The 20,483-nt window shown below is 72.8% G+C and carries 15 protein-coding genes and 1 riboswitch; of the genes, 13 read left to right on the top strand and 2 right to left on the bottom strand.

Annotated features, from left to right (window positions below; translation table 11 throughout):
• The first annotated feature begins 13 nt into the window (after positions 1 to 13).
• A riboswitch (cobalamin riboswitch) is annotated at positions 14 to 87 on the top strand.
• Positions 88 to 182: 95 nt separating this feature from the next.
• The 6 genes from ABZ990_RS23490 to ABZ990_RS23465 all read left to right on the top strand — a co-directional run bounded on the left by ABZ990_RS23490 (position 183) and on the right by ABZ990_RS23465 (position 7,207).
• Positions 183 to 1,460: a prenyltransferase/squalene oxidase repeat-containing protein gene (locus tag ABZ990_RS23490; RefSeq protein ID WP_361234875.1), complete on the top strand. Its 1,278-nt coding sequence runs from the start codon at positions 183 to 185 to the stop codon at positions 1,458 to 1,460.
• 122 nt (positions 1,461 to 1,582) lie between these two features.
• On the top strand, positions 1,583 to 2,239 hold the full coding sequence (locus ABZ990_RS23485; protein ID WP_361234872.1) for an SCO2322 family protein: 657 nt from the start codon (positions 1,583 to 1,585) through the stop codon (positions 2,237 to 2,239).
• A gap of 163 nt (positions 2,240 to 2,402) precedes the next feature.
• Positions 2,403 to 3,755 carry a CbiQ family ECF transporter T component gene (locus ABZ990_RS23480; protein WP_361234816.1) on the top strand — a complete coding sequence of 451 codons (1,353 nt, stop codon included), beginning with the start codon at positions 2,403 to 2,405 and terminating at the stop codon, positions 3,753 to 3,755.
• Positions 3,752 to 5,557, top strand: a complete 1,806-nt coding sequence (locus ABZ990_RS23475; RefSeq protein WP_361234813.1) for an ATP-binding cassette domain-containing protein — start codon at positions 3,752 to 3,754, stop codon at positions 5,555 to 5,557. Before ABZ990_RS23480 ends, ABZ990_RS23475 begins: the two co-directional genes overlap by 4 nt.
• A gap of 98 nt (positions 5,558 to 5,655) precedes the next feature.
• Positions 5,656 to 6,516 (top strand): ECF transporter S component, encoded by an 861-nt coding sequence (locus tag ABZ990_RS23470; RefSeq protein ID WP_361234869.1) that lies wholly within the window; start codon positions 5,656 to 5,658, stop codon positions 6,514 to 6,516.
• 289 nt (positions 6,517 to 6,805) lie between these two features.
• On the top strand, positions 6,806 to 7,207 hold the full coding sequence (locus tag ABZ990_RS23465; RefSeq protein WP_361234810.1) for a transglycosylase SLT domain-containing protein: 402 nt from the start codon (positions 6,806 to 6,808) through the stop codon (positions 7,205 to 7,207).
• Between the two features lie 180 nt (positions 7,208 to 7,387).
• Here the strand turns inward: ABZ990_RS23465 and ABZ990_RS23460 are convergent, their stop codons facing one another.
• Positions 7,388 to 8,560, bottom strand: coding sequence for a steroid 3-ketoacyl-CoA thiolase (locus ABZ990_RS23460; protein WP_361234866.1), 1,173 nt, complete (start codon positions 8,558 to 8,560; stop codon positions 7,388 to 7,390).
• A 488-nt stretch (positions 8,561 to 9,048) separates the two neighbouring features.
• Between ABZ990_RS23460 and ABZ990_RS23455 the strand changes: the two genes are divergently transcribed.
• Together ABZ990_RS23455 and ABZ990_RS23450 are read left to right on the top strand one after the other, a co-directional pair.
• A complete protein-coding gene (locus tag ABZ990_RS23455) occupies positions 9,049 to 10,302 on the top strand; it encodes a cytochrome P450 (protein WP_361234807.1) in 1,254 nt (417 codons plus the stop codon).
• Between the two features lie 88 nt (positions 10,303 to 10,390).
• Complete coding sequence (locus tag ABZ990_RS23450; RefSeq protein WP_361234804.1) at positions 10,391 to 11,077, top strand: O-methyltransferase; 687 nt, start codon at positions 10,391 to 10,393, stop codon at positions 11,075 to 11,077.
• Positions 11,078 to 11,370: 293 nt separating this feature from the next.
• On the opposite strand, the gene ABZ990_RS23445 is transcribed toward ABZ990_RS23450, so the two are convergent.
• On the bottom strand, positions 11,371 to 15,132 hold the full coding sequence (locus tag ABZ990_RS23445; protein ID WP_361234801.1) for a DNA-binding protein: 3,762 nt from the start codon (positions 15,130 to 15,132) through the stop codon (positions 11,371 to 11,373).
• 238 nt (positions 15,133 to 15,370) lie between these two features.
• Here ABZ990_RS23445 and ABZ990_RS23440 point away from each other — a divergent pair, with 238 nt between their 5' ends.
• The 5 genes from ABZ990_RS23440 to ABZ990_RS23420 all read left to right on the top strand — a co-directional run bounded on the left by ABZ990_RS23440 (position 15,371) and on the right by ABZ990_RS23420 (position 20,396).
• Entirely contained in the window at positions 15,371 to 15,808 is a 438-nt protein-coding gene (locus tag ABZ990_RS23440; protein ID WP_361234798.1) for a hypothetical protein, read from the top strand.
• Between the two features lie 399 nt (positions 15,809 to 16,207).
• On the top strand, positions 16,208 to 16,582 hold the full coding sequence (locus ABZ990_RS23435) for an antibiotic biosynthesis monooxygenase (RefSeq protein ID WP_361234795.1): 375 nt from the start codon (positions 16,208 to 16,210) through the stop codon (positions 16,580 to 16,582).
• The gene (locus ABZ990_RS23430) at positions 16,579 to 17,133 is read left to right on the top strand and encodes a GNAT family N-acetyltransferase (RefSeq protein ID WP_361234792.1); all 555 of its coding nucleotides are present in this window, start codon (positions 16,579 to 16,581) and stop codon (positions 17,131 to 17,133) included. Before ABZ990_RS23435 ends, ABZ990_RS23430 begins: the two co-directional genes overlap by 4 nt.
• A gap of 344 nt (positions 17,134 to 17,477) precedes the next feature.
• A complete protein-coding gene (locus ABZ990_RS23425; RefSeq protein ID WP_361234789.1) occupies positions 17,478 to 18,941 on the top strand; it encodes a basic amino acid/polyamine antiporter in 1,464 nt (487 codons plus the stop codon).
• Between the two features lie 165 nt (positions 18,942 to 19,106).
• Positions 19,107 to 20,396, top strand: a complete 1,290-nt coding sequence (locus ABZ990_RS23420; RefSeq protein ID WP_361234786.1) for an arginine deiminase — start codon at positions 19,107 to 19,109, stop codon at positions 20,394 to 20,396.
• The last annotated feature ends 87 nt before the right edge of the window (positions 20,397 to 20,483 follow it).

Below are 20,483 nucleotides of genomic sequence, written 5' to 3'. Positions count from 1 at the left end.
GTCATGCCCGAACAGGGGGAAGCCGGTGGAAGTCCGGCACTGACCCGCAGCCGTGAGCCGCCCATCGGGCGGCGAGTCGGATTGCCCTGTACGGGACGTGAGCGCCGGCATCGTCGAGGAATACGGGCCGGGCGCTGGCCCTCGTGTGCCGGTGTCCCGGCACACGAGGAGAGGGACCCATGATCAGCGTTCGCCGCGCCGCCGCCGCACTCGCGGCCGGTGCCGTGCTCAGCACCACCGCCGCCGGGGTGGCCGCCGCCGCACCGTCGCCGACGCCTTCCCCGGTCACGGTCCCGGCCGGTCTGTACGGCGAGAGCGACCCGACCTACGACGGTGTCTGGCGCCAGTCGCTGGCCTTCCTGGCCCAGCGCACCTCCGGTATCCAGCCCGCCGACCAGGCGGTGGAGTGGCTGCTCGGCCAGCAGTGCGCGGACGGCGCCTTCGCCTCGTTCCGCCCCGACCCGGCGGCCCGGCCCTGTGACGCGAAGACGATGCGGGACTCCAACGCCACCGCCGCCGCCGTGCAGGCGCTCGTCGCCGTGGCGCGGCAGTCCGCCGACCCGGACAAGACCACCAAGGCCGCCGACGCGGGCGTCGCCTGGCTGAAGAGCACGCAGAACGCCGACGGCGGCTGGGCCTACAACCCCGCCGCCGCAGGCGGTCCGGCGAGCCCCAGCGACGCCAACTCGACCTCCCTCGTCATCGGCGCGCTCGCCGCCGCGAAGGTCCGGCCCGGGATGACGAAGTCGGCCGACGGCAAGACGCCGTACGACGCCCTGGTCACCTTCGCCCTGCCCTGCACGGGCGAGTCGGTCAAGGACGGCGGCGCCGGCGCCTTCGCGTACCAGCCGGACAAGAAGGGCACGCTCGTCGCGAACGACGACGCGACCGCCGCCGCCACCGTGGCCGGCCTCGGCAAGGGCCTGACCGCGCGCGGCTCCGCGCCGCAGCAGTCCCCGACCTGCGCGGACACGACCCCGCCGACGCCCGACCGGGCCGCCGCCAACGGCGCCGCCCACCTCGCCGCGCAGCTCGCGAAGACCGGCCATCTGAATCTGCCGCCGATGCCGGGCGCCACCGACGCCGCCGAGCTGCCGGACTACGGCAACACCGCCGACGCGGTCGTCGCGCTGGCCGCCGCCGGGGCGAAGAAGGAGGCCACCGGCGCGCTGGCGTGGCTGGAGAAGAACGCCGAGGACTGGGCGAAGACCGGTGGCCCGGGCGCGTACGCGCAGCTCGTGTTCGCCGCGCACGCCATGGACACCGACCCGCGCAGCTTCGGCACCCTCGATCTGATCAAGGCACTGAACGCCACCGGCCCGGCCCCGAAGGCCCCCGACAACTCGGAGGCGTCCACCGGCGCCGACGACGAGGGCGGCTTCAACGTGTGGTGGATCATCGGCATCGGCACGGTCGTCGGTGTCGGCGTCGGCTTCCTCCTGAGCGGTCGCAAGAAGTGACCCGCGCCGGAACGGCCGGGGCGGGAACAGCCGGGGCGGGTAGGACTCGCGCCGGAGTGGCCAAGGCCGGAACGACCCGTACGGGTTCGACCCTCGCGGGAGCGGCCCGCACCGTGCTCACCGTGCTCGCCGCGGGCCTCCTCGCCCTCGTTTCGGCCATCGCCGTCGCCGCGCCCGCCCAGGCCGCCGGCTACCGCTACTGGGCCTTTTGGGAGTCGGGCGAGAAGGGCTGGGACTTCGCCACCCAGGGGCCCGCGACCTCCCGGCCCGCCGACGGCGACTCCGTCGGCTTCCGTTTCGCCGTCAGCGCGAACTCCGCCGCCGCCGCGAAGCCCTCCACCGCCCCCGACTTCCGGGCGATCTGCTCGGGCGTGGCGGAGAAGGCGGGCGCCAAGCGGGTCGCGGTCGTGATCGACTTCGGCACCGGCCAGGACGCCCCGGCCGGCGAGCAGCCGCCCGGCTCACGGGTCCGGGTCGGCTGTCCCGTGCTCCGCGAGGACGCCTCGGCGGCGGAGGCGCTGGCCGAGGTCGCGAAGCCGCTGCGGTACGACGCGAACGCCATGCTGTGCGGCATCGCCGGGTACCCGGCGAAGGGCTGCGGCGAGCAGGTGACGGTGGATACGGAGAAGACGGTGAAGGCCGGGGAGTCCGCGGGCTCCTCGGCGGCCGGTGACGGCGGTTCCTCCGGCGGCCCGTCCGTCGGTGTCGTCGCGGGCGGGGCCGCCGTGCTCGCGCTCGGCGCCGCCGGCGTCTGGCAGGCGCGCCGCCGGCGCGACTGATCCGGATCGGTCTCGGGAGCGCCCCCGACGCGCCCCCGAGACCGGCCCCGAGACCTCCCCGCCTCCGGGCGGGCCGTCCCCGCCCCACCCGGGACGGCCCGGCTCCGGGACGACCCCGACCCTGGAACGACCGAGACGCCCCCGACTCTGGGATGACTCCGAGATGACCCCGCTGCGCGCCCCCGAGGCGAACCGTTCCAACGCCGTGCACCCCGGAGCCTGGTGGCTCTGGGCGCTCGGCCTGGCCGTGGCCGCCTCCCGCACCACCAATCCGCTGCTGCTCGGCCTGCTCGTGGGGGTCGCGGGCTATGTCGTCGCGGCCCGCCGTACGGACGCGCCCTGGGCCCGTTCGTACGGCGCGTTCGTGAAGCTCGGCCTGTTCGTGGTGGCGCTGCGAGTGCTCTTCTCGCTGCTCCTCGGCACGCCGATCCCGGGGTCGGTGGAGCTGTTCACGCTGCCCGAGCTGCCGCTGCCCGACTGGGTGCAGGGCATCCGGATCGGCGGCCGGGTCACCGGCGAGCAGCTGGTGTTCGCCCTGTACGAAGGGTTGAAGCTGGCCACCCTGCTGATCTGTGTGGGCGCGGCGAACGCGCTCGCCAACCCGGCGCGGCTGCTGAAGTCGCTGCCCGGCGCACTGTACGAGGTGGGCGTGGCGGTCGTCGTGGCCATGACGTTCGCGCCGAACCTGGTCGCCGACGTCTCCCGGCTGCGCACCGCCCGCCGGCTGCGCGGCCGCCCGACCGGCGGACTGCGGGCCCTGGCCCAGATCGGGCTGCCGGTCCTGGAGGGCGCGCTGGAACGGTCGGTCGCGGTGGCGGCGTCGATGGACGCGCGCGGCTACGGCCGTACGGCCCATGTCCCGCGCGCGGTCCGGCGGACCACCGCCGTCCTCACCCTCGGCGGCCTGCTCGGGGTGTGCGCAGGTTCGTACGGACTGCTCGCCGCGCAGGGCGCCGGGTACGGGCTGCCGCTGCTCGTCGCCGGGCTCGGCGCGGCCGTCGCCGGGCTGCGGCTCGGCGGACGGCGGGCGACCCGCTCCCGGTACCGGCCGGACCGGTGGGGCGTCCGGGCCTGGCTGGTGGCGGGGTCGGGGGCCGCCGTGGCGACCGCGATGATCACGGCGGCGTCGGTGATGCCGGAGGCGCTGCGCCCCGGGGTCGTACCACTGGAGGCGCCCGGGCTGCCGCTGTGGCCGGCGCTGGCCGTCCTGGTGGGGCTGGTGCCCGCGTTCGTGGCGCCGGTGCCGAAGGGACCGACGGCGACCGAGGGGCCGGTGGGGCCCCGGGGGTCGCAGGGGGCACAGAGGTCGCAGGGGGCACAGGGGCCGCAGGGACCGGTGGAGCCTTCGGGGCGGCAGACACGTACCGGCTCGAAGCCGGCCAGGACAGCCAGGACAGCCAGGACGGCCAAGGCGACCGGAACAGCAGGAACAGCCGGAACAGTCCGGACGGCCAAGGCAGCCACGCCCGCCGCAGCGGCCGAGGCGGCAGAGGGATCGGAGGAATCGTCGCGATGATCTGTTTCGAGAACGTCTCGGTGACGTACGACGGCGAGGCCGAGCCCACGCTGAAGGACGTCGACCTGACCGTGCCCGAGGGCGAGCTGGTGCTGCTCGTCGGCCCGTCCGGGGTCGGCAAGTCGACACTGCTCGGCGCGGTGTCGGGCCTCGTCCCGCACTTCACCGGCGGCACGCTCCAGGGCCGGGTCACCGTCGGCGGCCGGGACACCCGGACGCATCCGCCGCGCGAGCTGGCCGATCTGGTGGGCACGGTGGGTCAGGATCCGCTCTCCCACTTCGTCACCGACATCGTCGAGGACGAGCTGGCGTACGGGATGGAGTCGCTCGGCCTCGCGCCCGCCGTGATGCGGCGGCGGGTCGAGGAGACGCTCGATCTGCTGGGTCTCGCCGAGCTGCGCGACCGGCCGATCGCCACCCTGTCGGGCGGGCAGCAGCAGCGGGTCGCGATCGGTTCGGTGCTGACCCCGCACCCCAAGGTGCTTGTGCTCGACGAGCCGACGTCGGCCCTCGACCCGTCGGCGGCCGAGGACGTCCTCGCCGTACTCCAGCGGCTGGTGCACGACCTGGGCACGACGGTCCTGATGGCGGAGCACCGGCTCGAACGGGTCGTGCAGTACGCGGACCAGGTGCTGCTGCTCCCCGAGGCGACCATGGGTCCGCCCGCGGACATCATGGCGCTGTCGCCGGTGCATCCGCCGGTGGTGTCGCTCGGGCGCGCCGTCGGCTGGGACCCGCTGCCGCTCACCGTCCGTGACGCCCGCCGCCGCGCGGCGCCCCTGCGGGCCCGGCTGGCCGGCCGTACGCCCGCACCGGGCCGTATACCCGGCCGTACACCCGCCCCGCTTTCCCCCTCCGCCCCGGTTTCCCCCTCCGCCCCGGTTTCCTCCTCCGGCCCGGTTTCCGCTTCCGACCCGGTTTCCTCCTCCGGCCCGGTTTCCCCTCCTCTGCTCTCCCCTCTCCCCTCTCCCGTTCCGGCGCGGACCGGCGGCTTCTCCCTCTTCGGGCGGCGCCGTCCCCGTACCGGCCCTGCCGCCGCCGATCCCGCCGCCCCGCTCGTCTCCATCGAACGGCTCGCCGTCCGCCGCGGCCGGGTCGAGGCGCTGCGCCGGGTGGACCTGGAGGTCCGGGCCGGGCAGACGGTCGCGCTCATGGGCCGCAACGGGGCGGGCAAGTCCACCCTGCTCGGCACCCTCGTCGGCATGATCGCCCCGACCTCCGGGGAGGTCCGCGTCGCGGGCCTCGTCCCGCACACGACGGATCCGGGCGCGCTGATCCGGCAGGTCGGTCTCGTCCCGCAGGAACCACGGGATCTGCTGTACGCCGACACGGTCGCGGCCGAGTGCGCGGCGGCCGACGAGGACGCGGGCGCGGCGCCCGGCAGCTGCCGGGCGCTGGTGTCCGAGCTGCTGCCGGGGGTGGCGGACTCGACCCATCCACGGGACCTCTCGGAGGGCCAGCGGCTCGCGCTCGCGCTCTCCGTCGTCCTGACCGCCCGCCCGCCGCTGCTGCTGCTCGACGAGCCGACCCGCGGCCTGGACTACGCGGCCAAGGCCCGGCTCGTGACCCATCTGCGGGCACTGGCGGCCGAGGGGCACGCGATCGTCCTGGCGACGCACGACGTGGAGCTGGCGGCGGAGCTGGCGGACCGGGTGGTGATCGTCGCGGGCGGCGAGGTGGTCGCGGACGGGCCGACGGCGGAGGTCGTGGTGTCGTCCCCGGCCTTCTCGCCCCAGGTCGCGAAGATCCTGGCGCCGGAGCCGTGGCTCACGGTCGAGCAGGTCGCGGAGGCGCTGAGGTGACGGCCATCCCCACGGCACCAGAGCCGGAGCCCGCACCCGCGACCCGGGCGCGCGCCCGCGCCACCGCCACCACCCGCGCCACCGCCTCCTCCCGTCCCATCCGGCTGGGCCCCCGCTCCGTCGCCGCGCTCGTCCTCGTCTCCGTGGTCGGGCTGATCGCGGTCGGCTGGCCGCTCTTCGCGGACAAGGGCTCGGCTCTCACCGACCACGCCGCCGACGCCCCCTGGTTCTTCGCACTGCTGCTGCCCCTGCTCATCGCCGTCGTCGTCGCGACGATCGCCGACTGCGGCATGGACGCCAAGGCGGTGGCGATGCTGGGGGTGCTCGCCGCCGTGGGGGCGGCGCTGCGGCCGATCGGGGCCGGGACGGCCGGTCTGGAGCCGATGTTCTTCCTGATGGTGCTGAGCGGCCGGGTGCTCGGACCGGGCTTCGGTTTCGTGCTCGGCGCGGTCACGATGTTCGCGTCGGCCCTGCTCACGGGCGGGGTGGGGCCGTGGCTGCCGACGCAGATGCTGGCCATGGGCTGGTTCTCGATGGGCGCCGGGCTGCTGCCCGCCCCACAGCGGCTCCGGGGCCGGGGGGAGCGGGTGATGCTGGCGGCGTACGGCTTCGCGGCGGCGTTCGCGTACGGCACGGTCACCAATCTCTACGGCTGGGTGACGGTCGCCGGCACCGGCCAGGGCATGGGCGAGGGCATCTCCTTCCAGCCCGGGGAGCCGCTCGGGGACAACCTGGTGCGGTTCCTGGCGTACGTGGCCGCCACCTCGCTCGGCTGGGACCTGGGCCGGGCGCTGCTCACCGTGGTCCTCACGCTCACCACCGGCGGGGCGCTTCTACGGGCACTCCGGCGGGCCACGCGGCGCGCGAACTTCGAGGCCCAGGTCACTTTCGGGGGTCCCGAAAAGGCCCCGGCGGGTGAGGCCCCTCATAGGGCCCAGATCACTTCCGAAGCCGGGTAGTAGGCCCGGGCACCCCGCCTGCCGCCCCTCCCAGACCCTCGCGACCTGCGGAAATATCCGGGGCGGGGGTGGGGGCGGTGGGCGGCGGTCTCCGATCGGGGCTCGTACCGGGGGGCGTTGCAAGCCCCCCGCCGGGTTTGCTTATCTGGTGGACGTCGCCAGGCAGCCGGTGCTCGTCACCGGGGCAGGCAGACCGGATTCCCCCCGGATCCCGGATTCCCCGGGCTCTGGTTCCGGCTTGTCGAAATCGCCCGGCGCGCCCTTTGTCCCCGACGTTAGGTATGACGTTTTGATCCGCTCGATCACCACCCGTGTCTCTGCCCGCAAGAAGACCTTCGCCGCCTCCGCCGCGGTTCTGGTCGCCGCTTCCGGCGCGGTGCTCGGCACGACGGGTACGGCTTCGGCCAGCACCCCGCAGGAGATCGCCCGCCAGATCGTGCCGTCGAATCAGTACGCGTCCTTCAGCAAGATCGTCGAGCACGAGTCCGGCTGGAACCACACCGCCACCAACTCCTCCAGCGGCGCCTACGGCCTGGTCCAGGCCCTGCCGGCCTCGAAGATGGCCTCGGCCGGCTCCGACTGGAAGACGAACCCCGCCACCCAGATCAAGTGGGGTCTCAACTACATGAACGAGCGCTACGGCTCCCCGAACGACGCCTGGAACTTCTGGCAGTCGCACGGCTGGTACTGAGCCGCCCCACCGGCAGCCTCGGTCGTAGCCTCGCCGCGCTAGCGGCACCCTGACGTCGCAAGGCCCCGCGCCCTCCACCTTCGGAGGGGCGGGGCCTGCGTCGTTTCCGTGTGTCCGGGTGCGTATGCGCGCACCCGCACCCCTATATGCGTACGTGCGCCTATATATACGTACGTACGTCTACGACAGCCGCTGGATGATGGTGCCGGTCGCGAGCGCACCGCCCGCGCACATCGTGATCAGCGCGAATTCCCCGTCCCGCCGCTCCAGCTCGTGCAGGGCCGTGGTGATCAGCCGGGCCCCGGTGGCGCCGACGGGGTGGCCGAGGGCGATGGCGCCGCCGTTGACGTTCACCTTCTCCAGGTCCTGCCCGAATACGTCCGCCCAGCTCAGCACCACCGCCGCGAACGCCTCGTTGATCTCCACGAGGTCGATGTCGGTCAGGGACATGCCCGCCTTGCCGAGGACCGCGCGGGTCGCGTCGACGGGCCCGTCGAGGTGGTAGTGCGGGTCGGCGCCGACCAGGGCCTGGGCGACGATCCGCGCGCGGGGCCGCAGTTTGAGCGCGCGGGCCATCCGCTTGGAGGCCCACATCAGGGCGGCGGCGCCGTCCGAGATCTGCGAGGCGGTGCCGGCGGTGTGCACGGCGGTGGGCAGCACCGGCTTGAGCCCGGCCAGCGCCTCCAGGCTGGTGTCGCGCAGCCCCTCGTCCCGGTCGACCAGCCGCCACATGCCCTGGCCTGCGTGCTGCTCCTCCTCGGTGGTGGGGACCTGGACGGCGAAGGTCTCCCGCTTGAAGCGCTCCTCGGCCCACGCGGCGGCGGCGCGCTCCTGTGAGAGCAGCCCGAAGGCGTCGACCCGCTCGCGGGTGAGACCTCGGCGGCGGGCGATGCGCTCGGCGGCCTCGAACTGGTTGGGCAGGTCGACGTTCCACTCGTCGGGGAACGGCTTGCCCGGCCCGTGCTTGGAGCCGGCGCCGAGCGGGACCCGGGACATGGCCTCGACCCCGCAGGAGATCCCGATGTCGACGACGCCGGCGGCGACCATGTTGGCCACCATGTGGGCGGCCTGCTGCGAGGAGCCGCACTGGCAGTCGACGGTGGTGGCGGCGGTCTCGTACGGCAGGCCCATGGCGAGCCAGGCGGTCCGGGAGGGGTTCATGGACTGTTCGCCGGCGTGGGTGACGGTGCCGCCGACGATCTGCTCGACGCAGTCGGCGGGGATGCCGGTGCGGCCGAGGAGTTCGCGGTAGGTCTCGCCGAGGAGGTAGGCGGGGTGGAGGTGGGCGAGTGCGCCGTGGCGTTTGCCGATGGGGGTGCGTACGGCTTCGACGATGACGGGTTCCGCGGCCATGAGCTGGTCCTCTCCTCGCCCGGTGCGGGTGTTCCCGGCACCCCACCGGTCGACGGTCACGTGGAACTGCACGGACTGCGTGAGCTTCAGGTACTGCGTGAGCTTCAGGAGCTTCACGAACTGCGTGAGCTGTGCGGGCTGTACGGGCTGTACGAGCTGCGTGCACCGCACGGGCTGTACGGACCGCACGCGGGGCGCGCGGGGCGCGCGAGGCATACGCGGCGCGCGAACTGCGCCTGCTTCACCGCGTACTTGGCACGAGAACACGCACGACCGGGCAGGTCCGCGCAGAAATGTGCGGAGGATGTGCAACTTCACGCAGAACTAGTACGCGTTCTAGTTACGAGTGCAGTCTTATGGGGGTTACCGCCGGTAGGCAAGGGTCCGGAACGCAATACTTCCCGGCGTACGCCTTGCCTCTTACCGGACCCCTCACTACCTTTCCCGGCAACTTCTGATGGACCATCAGATATCTGGAGTGTGTGCCGATGCGCTGCCCCCGCCTCCCCGAAGGGTTCGACGCCACCGACCCCGATCTGCTCCACGCCCGCATCCCGCACCCGGAGTTCGCCCGGCTGCGGCAGACCGCGCCCGTCTGGTGGTGCGCCCAGCCGGCCGGGGTCACCGGCTTCGCCGACGAGGGCTACTGGGCCGTCACCCGGCACGCCGACGTCAAGTACGTCTCCACACACCCGGAGTTGTTCTCGTCCCGGACCAACACCGCCGTCATCCGCTTCAACGAGCACATCAGCCCCGACCAGATCGAGGTCCAGAAGCTGATCATGCTCAACATGGACCCGCCCGAGCACAGCCGGGTCCGTCAGATCGTGCAGCGCGGCTTCACCCCGCGCGCCATCCGCGGCCTGGAGTCCGCGCTGCGCTCCCGGGCGCGCGCGATCGTCGCCGAGGCCAAGGCAGCGGCGGCGGACGCGGGACCGGGCGGCACCTTCGACTTCGTCACCCGGGTCGCCGTCGAACTGCCGCTCCAGGCCATCGCCGAACTCATCGGCGTACCGCAGGAGGACCGGGCCCGGATCTTCGACTGGTCGAACAAGATGGTCGCGTACGACGACCCCGAGTACGCCATCACCGAGGAGATCGGCGCCGAGGCCGCCATGGAACTCATCGGCTACGCGATGAACCTGGCCGCCGACCGCAAGAAGTGTCCGGCCGAGGACATCGTCAGCCAGCTCGTCGCGGCCGAGGGCCAAGGGAACCTGTCCTCCGACGAGTTCGGCTTCTTCGTGCTGCTGCTCGCCGTCGCGGGCAACGAGACCACGCGCAACGCCATCAGCCACGGCATGCACGCCTTCCTCACCCATCCCGACCAGTGGGAGCGGTACAAGCGGGAACGGCCGGCCACCGCCGCCGAGGAGATCGTGCGCTGGGCCACCCCGGTGACCGCCTTCCAGCGCACCGCCACCCAGGACACCGAACTCGGCGGGCAGCACATCCGGCAGGGCGACCGGGTCGGCATCTTCTACTCGTCCGCCAACAACGACCCCGAGGTCTTCGACCGCCCCGAACTCTTCGACATCACCCGGGACCCCAACCCCCACCTCGGATTCGGCGGCGGCGGACCGCACTTCTGCCTCGGCAAGTCCCTCGCGGTCAAGGAGATCGACCTCGTCTTCGAGGCCCTCGCCGACGAACTCCCCGACCTCACCCTGGCCGGCGAGCCGCGCCGGCTGCGCGCGTCCTGGCTCAACGGCATCAAGGAGCTCCAGGTCAGGGCGGGTTGACCCGTATCCCGCGCGCCGCTCCCGACTCCCCCGTGGCGGTCGGAAAACGTACACCGGTACCGGCCCGGCCCGGTGTACGTTCGGCGGCATGAGCACCGCATACGAGAACGATCAGGACCGCTGGAACACCGTCGACACGTACGTCACCGACCTCCTCGCCCCCGCGGACGACGCCCTCACCGCCGCCCTCACCGCATCCGAGGAGGCCGGGCTTCCGCCCATCGCCGTGGCGCCCAACCAGGGCAAGCTGCTCCATCTCCTCGCCGCCACCCAGGGCGCCCGCAGCATCCTGGAGATCGGCACCCTCGGCGGCTACAGCACCATCTGGCTGGCCCGCGCGCTGCCCGCCGACGGCCGGCTGATCACCCTTGAGTACTCCGCCGCCCACGCGGACGTGGCCCGCGCCAACCTCGCCCGCGCCGGCCTCGACACGATCGCCGAGGTCCGCACCGGCGCGGCCCTGGACACCCTGCCGAAGCTGGAGGCGGAGGGCGCGGGCCCGTTCGACCTCGTCTTCATCGACGCCGACAAGGTCAACAACCCGCACTACGTCGCCTGGGCCCTGAAGCTCACCCGCCCCGGCTCCCTGATCATCGTCGACAACGTCGTGCGTGGCGGCAAGGTCGCCACCCCGCACCCCGACGACCCGGCGATCACCGGCACCCGCGAGATGTTCGACCTGATCGCCCGCGAGCCCCGGCTGGACGCGACCGCCGTCCAGACCGTCGGCACGAAGGGCTACGACGGCCTGCTGATCGCCCGCGTGGCCGAGTGACACATGACCGCACGACCACGTGGCCGCATGACCACGTGGCCGAGTGACGCGAACCGCATGACCACGTGACCCCATGCCCGTGCGGCGCTCCGCCGGTGATCGCGGCCGGCGGAGCGCAGGGCTTCACCTCTTCGCTCAAGAGGAATCGATTCACCTCGGACTGTTCGAGTGCCTGTCCCTGTATCTCTGGCACATCGAGGGCGGAAGGCGCATGCCGGCGTCGCCGCAAGCCGGCGTCCGGAGGAGTGGGGTGCGGTGCCGCGGCGCGGGGTGATCCGAGGAGTCGCGAAGGATCAGCAGGTCCTGCGGTACGGGATGTCGGGCAGGTATGCCTTCCAGTCCGCGCGGGAGAGCCCGGAGCCGGTACGCGCACAGACCTGGCGGGCCACCTGGGCGGGCGCGATGCCGTACCTCCACAGCCGGACGTGGGAGCCGGCGACGTACAGCGTGGTGCCGTCCCGGTCGAAGGCGAGCGCCTGGGCGAGGTCGCCGGGGGACGGGAGCGGGGAACCGAGGGGGCGGCTGGAGGCCACGTCCCAGAGCTGGACGGTGCCCCCGCTGCCGGACACCGCCAGGGTGCGGCCGTCCGGGGAGAAGGCGAGGGCGGTGACGGACTCACCGGGGCCGGTTCCCGCCACACCGACGCGGTTGCGCACATCGCCGTCCCACACGGTGACGTGTCCCATGGCGTCGCCGGCCGCGAAGTACGCCCCATCCGGGCTGAAGGCCAGCACATCGGACATGTCCTCCCCGAGGGCACGGTAATCCGTCCGCCCTGTACGGAGGTCGGTCACCTCGTCCTGCGCGGTGACGAGCAGGCGCTGGTCGTCGCGGATGGCCATGTCCTGTGCGGAGACGTCTTCCAGTGTCCGCAGACGTTTCCCGCGCGGTACGTCCCAGGCGTCCACGACCTGCCGTGTCGTGGTGCTCCGGGACACATACAGCGTGCGGCCGTCGGGGCTCAGGGCCAGTCCGTCGACGTCGGCCGGTCCGTCCGGGCCGGGAGGTACGGTGATGTTCGCGCGCCTGCGATGTGTCGACGTGTCCAAGACGGTGATGGACTGTCCCGTATCCGTGCCGCTCCGGGCGTACGCGAAGGACCGGCCGTCGGCGCTCATCGCCATCAGGCCGAGGCACGAGCGCTCCGGAGTCGCTTGCAGTGCCTCGTCGTAGACCGCGGCCGGCCCGAATTCGGCGGGCGGTCTCCGATGCGGGGCGGCCACCGCCGGAGGGCCGGCGGCCTCGACGGAACACGGCTTGTCCGGCAGGGTCAGGAATGCCTTGCCGGTCCGGGTGTCCCAGAGGCGGACACTGTCGTCGCCCTTCCCGTCCACCGGGGCGCGCAGGGTGGCCGACGTCCGGCCGTCCCGGGACAGCAGGGCCCCGTCCACGCTCTGCCGGCGCCAGTCGGACGTGGTCGCCGAGCCCAGGGCCAGGGATCGGACGGCCGTACCCGAGCCGTCGAGGTAACGGATCACCCCCGCGGTGAAATCGACTTCGTACTGGTCAGCGGCCTCACTGCCCAGAGCGTGGCGGAACACCGGGCCGGCCTCGGGGGACGCGAGGCGCCACAGAAGGACCCGGCCTTCCTCGTCGAACGCGGCCACGAACGCACCGTCCGGGCTGAACCGCACGTCGGCCGCCGCCTCCGTGTCCAGTCGGGCGAGGTCACGCCCCGAGGCGATGTCCCGGACGAGGACTCCGGCAGAGGAACCGAGGCCGATGGCGGTACCGTCCGGCGAGAAGGTGAGCCGCGTCCGCGAACAGAAATCCCTGTCGTGCTCGGCCGTCCGGCGCATGGGCTGAAAGACGCGGCGGGCGACGTCCCAGATCCGCAGGGGCTGCCCGGTGGCGCAGGTCGCCAGTCGGCGCCCGTCCGCACTGATGGCCAGGGCCGGCAGCTTTTCCTCTTCGGTGGGGACGCGCAGCCGCAGTCGGTGACTCGGCACGTCCCAGACCTGCACCTCGCTCTCGGCTTGGACCGCGAGGCTGCGCCCGTCCCCGCTGAAGGCGACGAACAGGGGCAGCATCGCTCGCAGGCTCCCCGTCTGCCGTCCGGTGCGGATGTCCCACAACGTCACGGACTCCGACCCGCTCAGCGCGATCGTCCGGCCGTCCGGGCTGATCACGTCCTGATCGGGGCCGGACAGCCGCTCGCCGGGCCCCGGGTAGGTGTGAGTGAGGCGGTGGGTGCGCAGGTCCCAGACACGGACGTGGTCGCCGGCGGCCGATACCAGCTCCCGTCCGTCGCCGGTGAGGCGGCGGACGGTGGAGCGGGCGTCGCGTTCCGGGACCCTGAAGACATCCTGTTCGTGGCGGTTCAGCGCGGACAGCACGGCCGAGCGGGTCTCCACGGTGTCGGCGAGCTGCCAGGAGGCGACGCTCAGCCGGGCCGCGGTGACCGGGTCGGTGGCGCGCATGCCGTCGGCCACCGCGGCGATCCGGCGCGCCTCGGACTCCCGGTGGCGGCGGTCGCTGGTGCGGGACTGCTGCCAGGCGGTGGCGCCCGCGACGAGAGCGAGAGCGAGGAGGGTGGCGAGGGTGGTCAGCAGGGTGCGGCGGCGGCGCAGTTCCCTGGTGCGGGTGGTACGGCCGGCGGTCAGGAATGCCCGCTCCACAGGGGTCAGCGGCTGGTCGGAGAGGTGTTCGTCCGCCGTGGCCAGGCGCGTGCCCCGGAAGACGGCCCCCGGGTCACGGGCCAGGACCTCCCATTCGGCGGCCGCCTCCGTCAGGCGGCGATGGGTTCGCAGGCGATCGCGGGTCTCCTCGACCCAGGTGCGCAGACGGGGCCAGGACGTGATGAGGGCCTCGTGGGCGAGGTCGACCGTGTTGTCGTCGAGGGTGACGAGGCGGGCCTGGGCCAGGCGGTCGAGGACCAGCGCCACTTGGGCGGCGGGGGCGAAGTCCAGCTCTCCACGGCCGACCGGGCGGCGGGTGTCCGGGGAGCCCTCTCCGGGAGTGATCAACCGCAGCAGCACGAGCCGGGCCAGTTCCGCGTCGTCGGCGGACAACGCCGTGTAGACCTCCTCGGCGGTCTTGGCGATGGCGCCATGGACGCCGCCCGCCGCCTCGTACGCCTCCATCGTCAGCGCACGGCCCCGGCGTCGACGCCAGGTCTCGCGCAGGGCGTGGGACAGCAGCGGTAAGCCGCCGGCCTCGCCGTCCACCTCCTCCACGAGGCGGGCGGTCAGTTCGCGTTCGACGATCAGCCCGGCCGCTTGGGCCGGTCTGACGACCACCTCGCGCAACTCGGCGCGATTCATCGGCCCCACCAGCAGATTGGCCTCCCGCAGCGCGTCGGCGAACTCGCGGTACTCGGCACAGCGGCCGTAGAAATCGGCGCGTACGGCGATCACGACGCGCAGCCCGCTGTCCGGCCGGCGGGCGGCGAGCAGGGCCTCGATGAACCCGGTGCGCTCCTGCACGTCCCGGCACAGCGTGAAGACCTCCTCGAACTGGTCCACCACCAGGACGGTGTCGCCGTCGGCGTCCTTCGGCCTCAGCGCCTTCGCGTGGGTGCGCAGCGGGTTCTCCCCCGGGGTGAGCACCCGGATCTCCGCCAGTGAGGCGCCCTCGGTGCGCAGCGCGGGGATCAGCCCGGCCCTCAGCAGCGAGGACTTACCGCTGCCGGAGGGACCGAACACGGCCGCGAAGCTGTGGGTCAGCACCAGTTCGCGTACGTCCTCCACCAGCGTGCCGCGGCCGAAGAACCGCTCGTGATCCCCGGCTTCGAACCGGGCCAGCCCCTGATACGGCGACTGCTCGCCGTTGTCCTCGCGGCCGCGGACCGCCGACTCCTCGGCCGTCTCCCGCCACCGCCGCTCCCACTCCCCCGCATCGCCGCCGCAGGCCGCCACGTAGGCCAGGGTGACCGCCAGTGAGGGCAGTTGCTCACCCGCGGCGGCCTGTGAGAGCGCGGTCACCGAGTAATGGGCCCGGCGCGCCATCTCCCGGTAGGTCAGCCCGCCCGCCTCGCGCCGCAGCTTGCGCAACTCGTCCGCGAACCGCTGCACCGGCCCCTCGGCCGGATCCAGCGGTGTTTCACGACGCCCCATCGCGACTGGCCCCCTCGCGCCCCACAACCCGTTTCGTGGTCACGATAGGAACCCGCCGCGTGCACCGGCAAGGGCTCGCCCCGGCCTCTCGACTGGCCCCCGGTGTTTGTTCGGAGTGGCGGAAGGGGCCTGCTGAACAACGGTGCGGGCGGCTGGAGTAGTCGTCGTCGGGCCGATCACCGGGCCGACGCGGCACCGCACCGCGGCGCCGTTTTCCGATGCGGAAGGAACCTCGACCATGAGTTTCAAGAAGACCCTCACGCTCTCGGCCGTCGCGCTGGTACTCGGCTCCGGCATGGCCGTGGCGAATCCCGCGACGGCCGCCCCCACCCCCCGTGCGGACGTCGCGGCACGAGCCGGATGGCACACGATCTGGGGCAACTCCTGGGTCGCCGCGCAGAAGAGCGGTAAGTGGACGTCCAAGGCCTACAAGTCGCCGAGCAGGAAGACGCGCGCTGTCCTGCGCTGCTACAACACGCACGCCCGGATGAGCGTATGGATCTCCGAGGATCTGGGCGGGGGCCGCACGAAGAAGATCGCGGACAGCGGCTTGAAGCGGTGCAACCCCAACGGGAGCATCATCGCCACGGGCACGGTCAACAACACCCGCCACGCGCTGAGGGTCCACGTCTACGGCAAGCAGGGCTCCTTCGTCCGCGCGGAGAAGTGGTCCTGAGACCGACCGTCCGAAACCGCCGGACACACGAGATGACCGGCGGTTTCGGCGAGATCCGGTAACCGCTTGGTCCGCCTCCGCGTCGTCATGGGCGTCGAAGGCGACCGCGGCACCGCCGGACACCCCCACGGAGCCCCCGCCCTGACCGGCCGGTCGGGCACACCCGCGCAGCGGGGGGGGAAGCTCGACCTCGCACGAGGGGGCCCGCGCCCGAGGCGCGGGTCCCCTCGCACGCGGTGGGTCAGTGGCTGGGGTGGCTCCTGCCGGGGTCACCCCGGCCCTCCCGCCGAGAGGGGCCGCAGGTGGTCCACGCCCACGTCGCCGGCGGATGTAAGAGACTGCGGGTACGCGATCAAGGCTCGGCACAGCGCCCTGCCCGTGTTTCCCGAGAGGTGCCGTATGGCCAGTGTGGTGAAGATCAACATCCTGACCGTCCCCGCCGAGCAGCGCGAAGTACTGGAGAAGCGCTTCGCGTCCCGCGCCGGGGTGGTCGAAGGGTCGGACGGCTTCGAGTGGTTCGAGCTGCTGCGCCCGCTGGAGGGCACCGACGACTACCTGGTGTACACCCGGTGGCGCAGCGAGGAGGACTTCCAGAACTGGATGAACGGCCCCATGAAGGCCGGTCACCAGGGCGGCGGCCAGGGTGGTGGCCAGAGCGCCGGTCAGGGTGGTGGTGAGGGCGGCGGCGAGCGGCCGAAGCCCGCCGCGACCGGGTCCACCGTGTGGTCGTTCGAGGTCGTCCAGCAGGCGGCCCCGAAGCCGGCCGCCGAGTGAGCACGGCGGCGGGCCCGGCGGGTACGGCAGGCCCGCCGCGTACGGCGCGGGGCTGGACGTTCACCCCCGAGGCGTACGACACGGCCGACGCCTCCGCGCTTCGCCGCACGTACTACGACGATGTCGCCAGCCGCTACTGGAAGCGGCCGGCGACCACGGCGGAGGTCGACTCGGGCCTGACGAACGACGGCGTCGAACGGCTGGCGCCGCCGACCGGGCAGTTCCTGGTCGCCCGGTACGACGGCGAGCCCGTCGGCTGCGGCGGGGTGCTCCTGCTGGACGACGGGCGCGCCGAGCTGACCCGGGTGTTCCTGCGGCAGGGCTTCCGCGGCAAGGGCGGCGCCGGCGAGCTGCTGCGCAGCCTGGAGGACGCGGCCCGCGACCTGGGCGCCACCCGGATGGTGCTGAACACCCGGCTCGACCTGGTGGAGGCGCGGGCGCTGTACACGCGGCACGGGTACGCGGAGATACCGGCGTACTGCAGCGGCCCGTACATGGAGATCTGGTACGGCAAGGAGCTCGCGGGAGCGGCTGTCCGGCCACCCGCCTGAGCCTGGCCTCGTCCCTGTCTCACACCCTGTCTCACACCCTGCCTCGTCCCCGCCTCGTCCCCGTCCGGCCGGTGGGGTCCCGGCGGTCGGGTCCCTCCGGTCGGGCCCCTCGGAGCCCGGCCGGCCCCCGACCCCGGCCCAAGTCCCCCGGCCCTCGCCCGGATGGACGCGCCCAGCGGGACCCGGGCCCCGGTGGTGCGTACGTTCGGATCCGGGGCCCGCCGTTCCGGAGCCACCGCCACCGTCACCGCCGCCGCCTCGGACGCGGCCACGGCCGCTCGTGGTGCCGGGGCCAGTGTCGGTGTCGGTTCCGCCGTGGACCGAGCGCTTGGACGAGGTGCCCCTTGCCGCATGCCGACACCCTTGAGGACGCCCGGTCCGCCGACGCGCCGGAGCCCGCCAAGCTCACTCTCCCGACGCTCACCGCGCTGGTCGTCGGTTCCATGGTGGGGGCCGGCGTCTTCTCGCTGCCGCGGCGGTTCGCGCAGGAGACGGGGGTCGCGGGGGCGCTGATCGCGTGGGCGGTCGCGGGTCTCGGGATGCTGATGCTCGCGTTCGTCTTCCAGGCGCTCGCGGTGCGCCGGCCCGATCTCGACGCGGGCGTCTACGCGTACGCCAAGGCGGGCTTCGGCGAGTACCTCGGGTTCTTCTCCGCCTTCGGCTACTGGGCGAGCGCCTGCGTGGGCAACGTGACGTACTGGGTGCTCATCATGTCGACGATCGGAGCGATCGCGCCCGCGCTCGGCGACGGCGACACGGCCCTCGCGATCGTCCTGTCGTCCGTCGGCCTGTGGTCCTTCTTCTTCCTCATCCGCCGCGGGGTGAGGGAGGCGACCTCGGTCAACCGGATCGTGACCATCGCCAAGGTCGTCCCCATCCTCGTCTTCGTCGTCCTGGCCCTGGTCTTCTTCAAGCCGTCCGTCTTCGCGGACAACATCCGCGGCGCGGACTACGCCGGTTCCCTGTTCACTCAGGTCCGCGGCACGATGCTGGCCACCGTGTTCGTCTTCCTCGGCGTGGAGGGTGCCAGCGTCTACTCGCGGCACGCCAGACGCCGCAAGGACGTCGGGCGGGCCACGGTCCTGGGGTTCCTCAGCGTCTTCGCGATCTTCGCCTCGGTCACGATCGTGTCGTACGGCATCCTGCCCATGGCCGAACTCGCCCATCTGCGCCAGCCGTCCATGGCGGGCGTCCTGGAGGCGGCGGTCGGCACCTGGGGCCAGGTGTTCGTCAGCGTCGGGCTCATCGTCTCCGTCCTCGGCGCGTATCTCGCCTGGACCCTGATGTCCGCGGAGGTGCTGTTCGTCGCGGCGAAGGACGAGGACATGCCACGTTTCCTGGCCCGGGTCAGCCACGACGACGTACCGGTCCCGGCGCTCCTGATGTCGACGTCGCTCGTGCAGGTCGTCCTGGTCGTCACGGCGTTCTCTGGCGACGCGTTCAACTTCGCCCTGGATCTGACCAGTTCCCTGACCCTCATCCCCTTCTTCCTGGCCGCCGCCTTCGCCCTGAAGATCGCGCTGCGGCCGGAGCGGGCGGGGGTGCCGGCCGGCTCCGGAACCCGCCGCGAGCTGGTCGTGGGCGCCCTGGCCACCGTCTATACGGCGTTCCTGCTGTACGCCGCCGGGCTGAAGTTCGTCCTCGTCTCCCTCATCGTCTACGCCCCGGCCACCCTCCTCTTCGTCAAGGCGCGCCGCGAGCAGAACCGGCGGCTGTTCTCGCCGAGGGAGGTGGTGATCCTCGCCGTCTCCGTCGCGGGAGCCGTGCTCGGGATCGTCGCGCTCGCCACCGGCTGGATCAGCCTGTGAACGGGCCGCAGTCGTGCCCGCAGTCGTTCCCGTTGCCGTGCCCGCCGCCGTACCCGCCGTCCTTCGCGTACCTCCCGTAACTCCCGTAACTCCCGTAACTCCCGTAACTCCCCCAACTCTTCGCATCCGCCCTCCCTCCCCCACCGGACACCGGAAAGGCCGCCCATGACCACCCCCCACGCCGGCGCCACTGGCGAAACCGGCGCCGCCCGTCCGGCGCTCGGCGTCCACTCCGAGGTCGGACGGCTCCGGAAGGTGCTCGTCTGCTCCCCCGGACTCGCCCACCGCAGGCTCACCCCGACGAACGCCGCCGAGCTGCTCTTCGACGACGTCATGTGGGTGGAGAACGCCCAGCGCGACCACGCCGCCTTCGTCGCCGAACTGACCCGGCGCGGAGTCGAGGTCGTCGAGCTGCACGATCTCCTCGCCGAGACCATGGCCATCCCCGAGGCCCGGTCCTGGCTCCTCGACCGGAAGATCGTGCCGAACGAGGTGGGGCTCGGCCTGGTCGACGACACCCGCGCGTATCTCGACTCGCTCGGCCCCCGGCTGCTCGTCGAGTACCTCATCGGCGGGCTGTCCGTCGCGGACCTGCCGGAGGACTCCCGGCCCGGGTACGTGGCGCTCGCGCGCGAGGGGCACGGCGCCCGCGAGTACCTGATGCCGCCGCTGCCCAATTCCCTGTACACGCGGGACACCACCTGCTGGCTGTACGGCGGTGTCACCCTCAACCCGCTGTACTGGCCCGCCCGCCACGGCGAGACCCTCCTGATGAAGGCCGTCTACACCTTCCACCCCGGCTACCGGGACGCGACCGTGTGGTGGGGCGATCCGGAACAGGACTGGGGACAGGCCACGTTCGAGGGCGGCGACATCATGCCCGTCGGCAACGGAGTCGTCCTCATGGGCATGAGCGAACGCACCTCGCGCCAGGCCGTCACCCAGGTCGCCCGCGCGCTCTTCGAGAACGGTGCCGCCGAGCAGGTCGTCGTCGCGAGCATGCCGAAGCTCCGCTCCGCGATGCATCTCGACACCGTCTTCACCTTCGCGGACCGCGATGTCGTGACCCTCTACCCGAAGATCATGAGCGCCGTCCACACCTTCACCCTGCGCCCGGGCACCAGCGCGTCGCCGTCCGGCCTCGACATCACGGACGAGGGCAGCGCCGCCTTCACGGACGTCGTGGCGAGGGCCCTCGGGCTGTCGCGGCTGCGGATCATCGAGACCGGCGGGGACGAGTACTCCTCCGAGCGGCAGCAATGGGACAGCGCCAACAACGCCGTCGCCGTGGAGCCGGGGGTCGTCTTCACGTACGACCGCAACACCCAGACCAACGCGCTGCTGCGGCAGGCCGGCATCGAGGTGGTCACCATCGTCGGTGCCGAACTCGGGCGGGGGCGCGGGGGCGGGCACTGCATGACGTGTCCGCTGGTGCGGGATCCGGTCGAGTTCTGAGGGAGGGGACGGGTCCCGGGGCTCCCGGTACGGAGGTCCGGGGCCCGCCGTCGTCCCGGGCTCGGACCCGGCCCCGGACTCGCCCTC

The organism is Streptomyces sp. NPDC046203, assembly GCF_040646255.1.
Taxonomy (GTDB): domain Bacteria; phylum Actinomycetota; class Actinomycetes; order Streptomycetales; family Streptomycetaceae; genus Streptomyces.
This window is presented reverse-complemented; position numbering and strand designations above follow the sequence as displayed.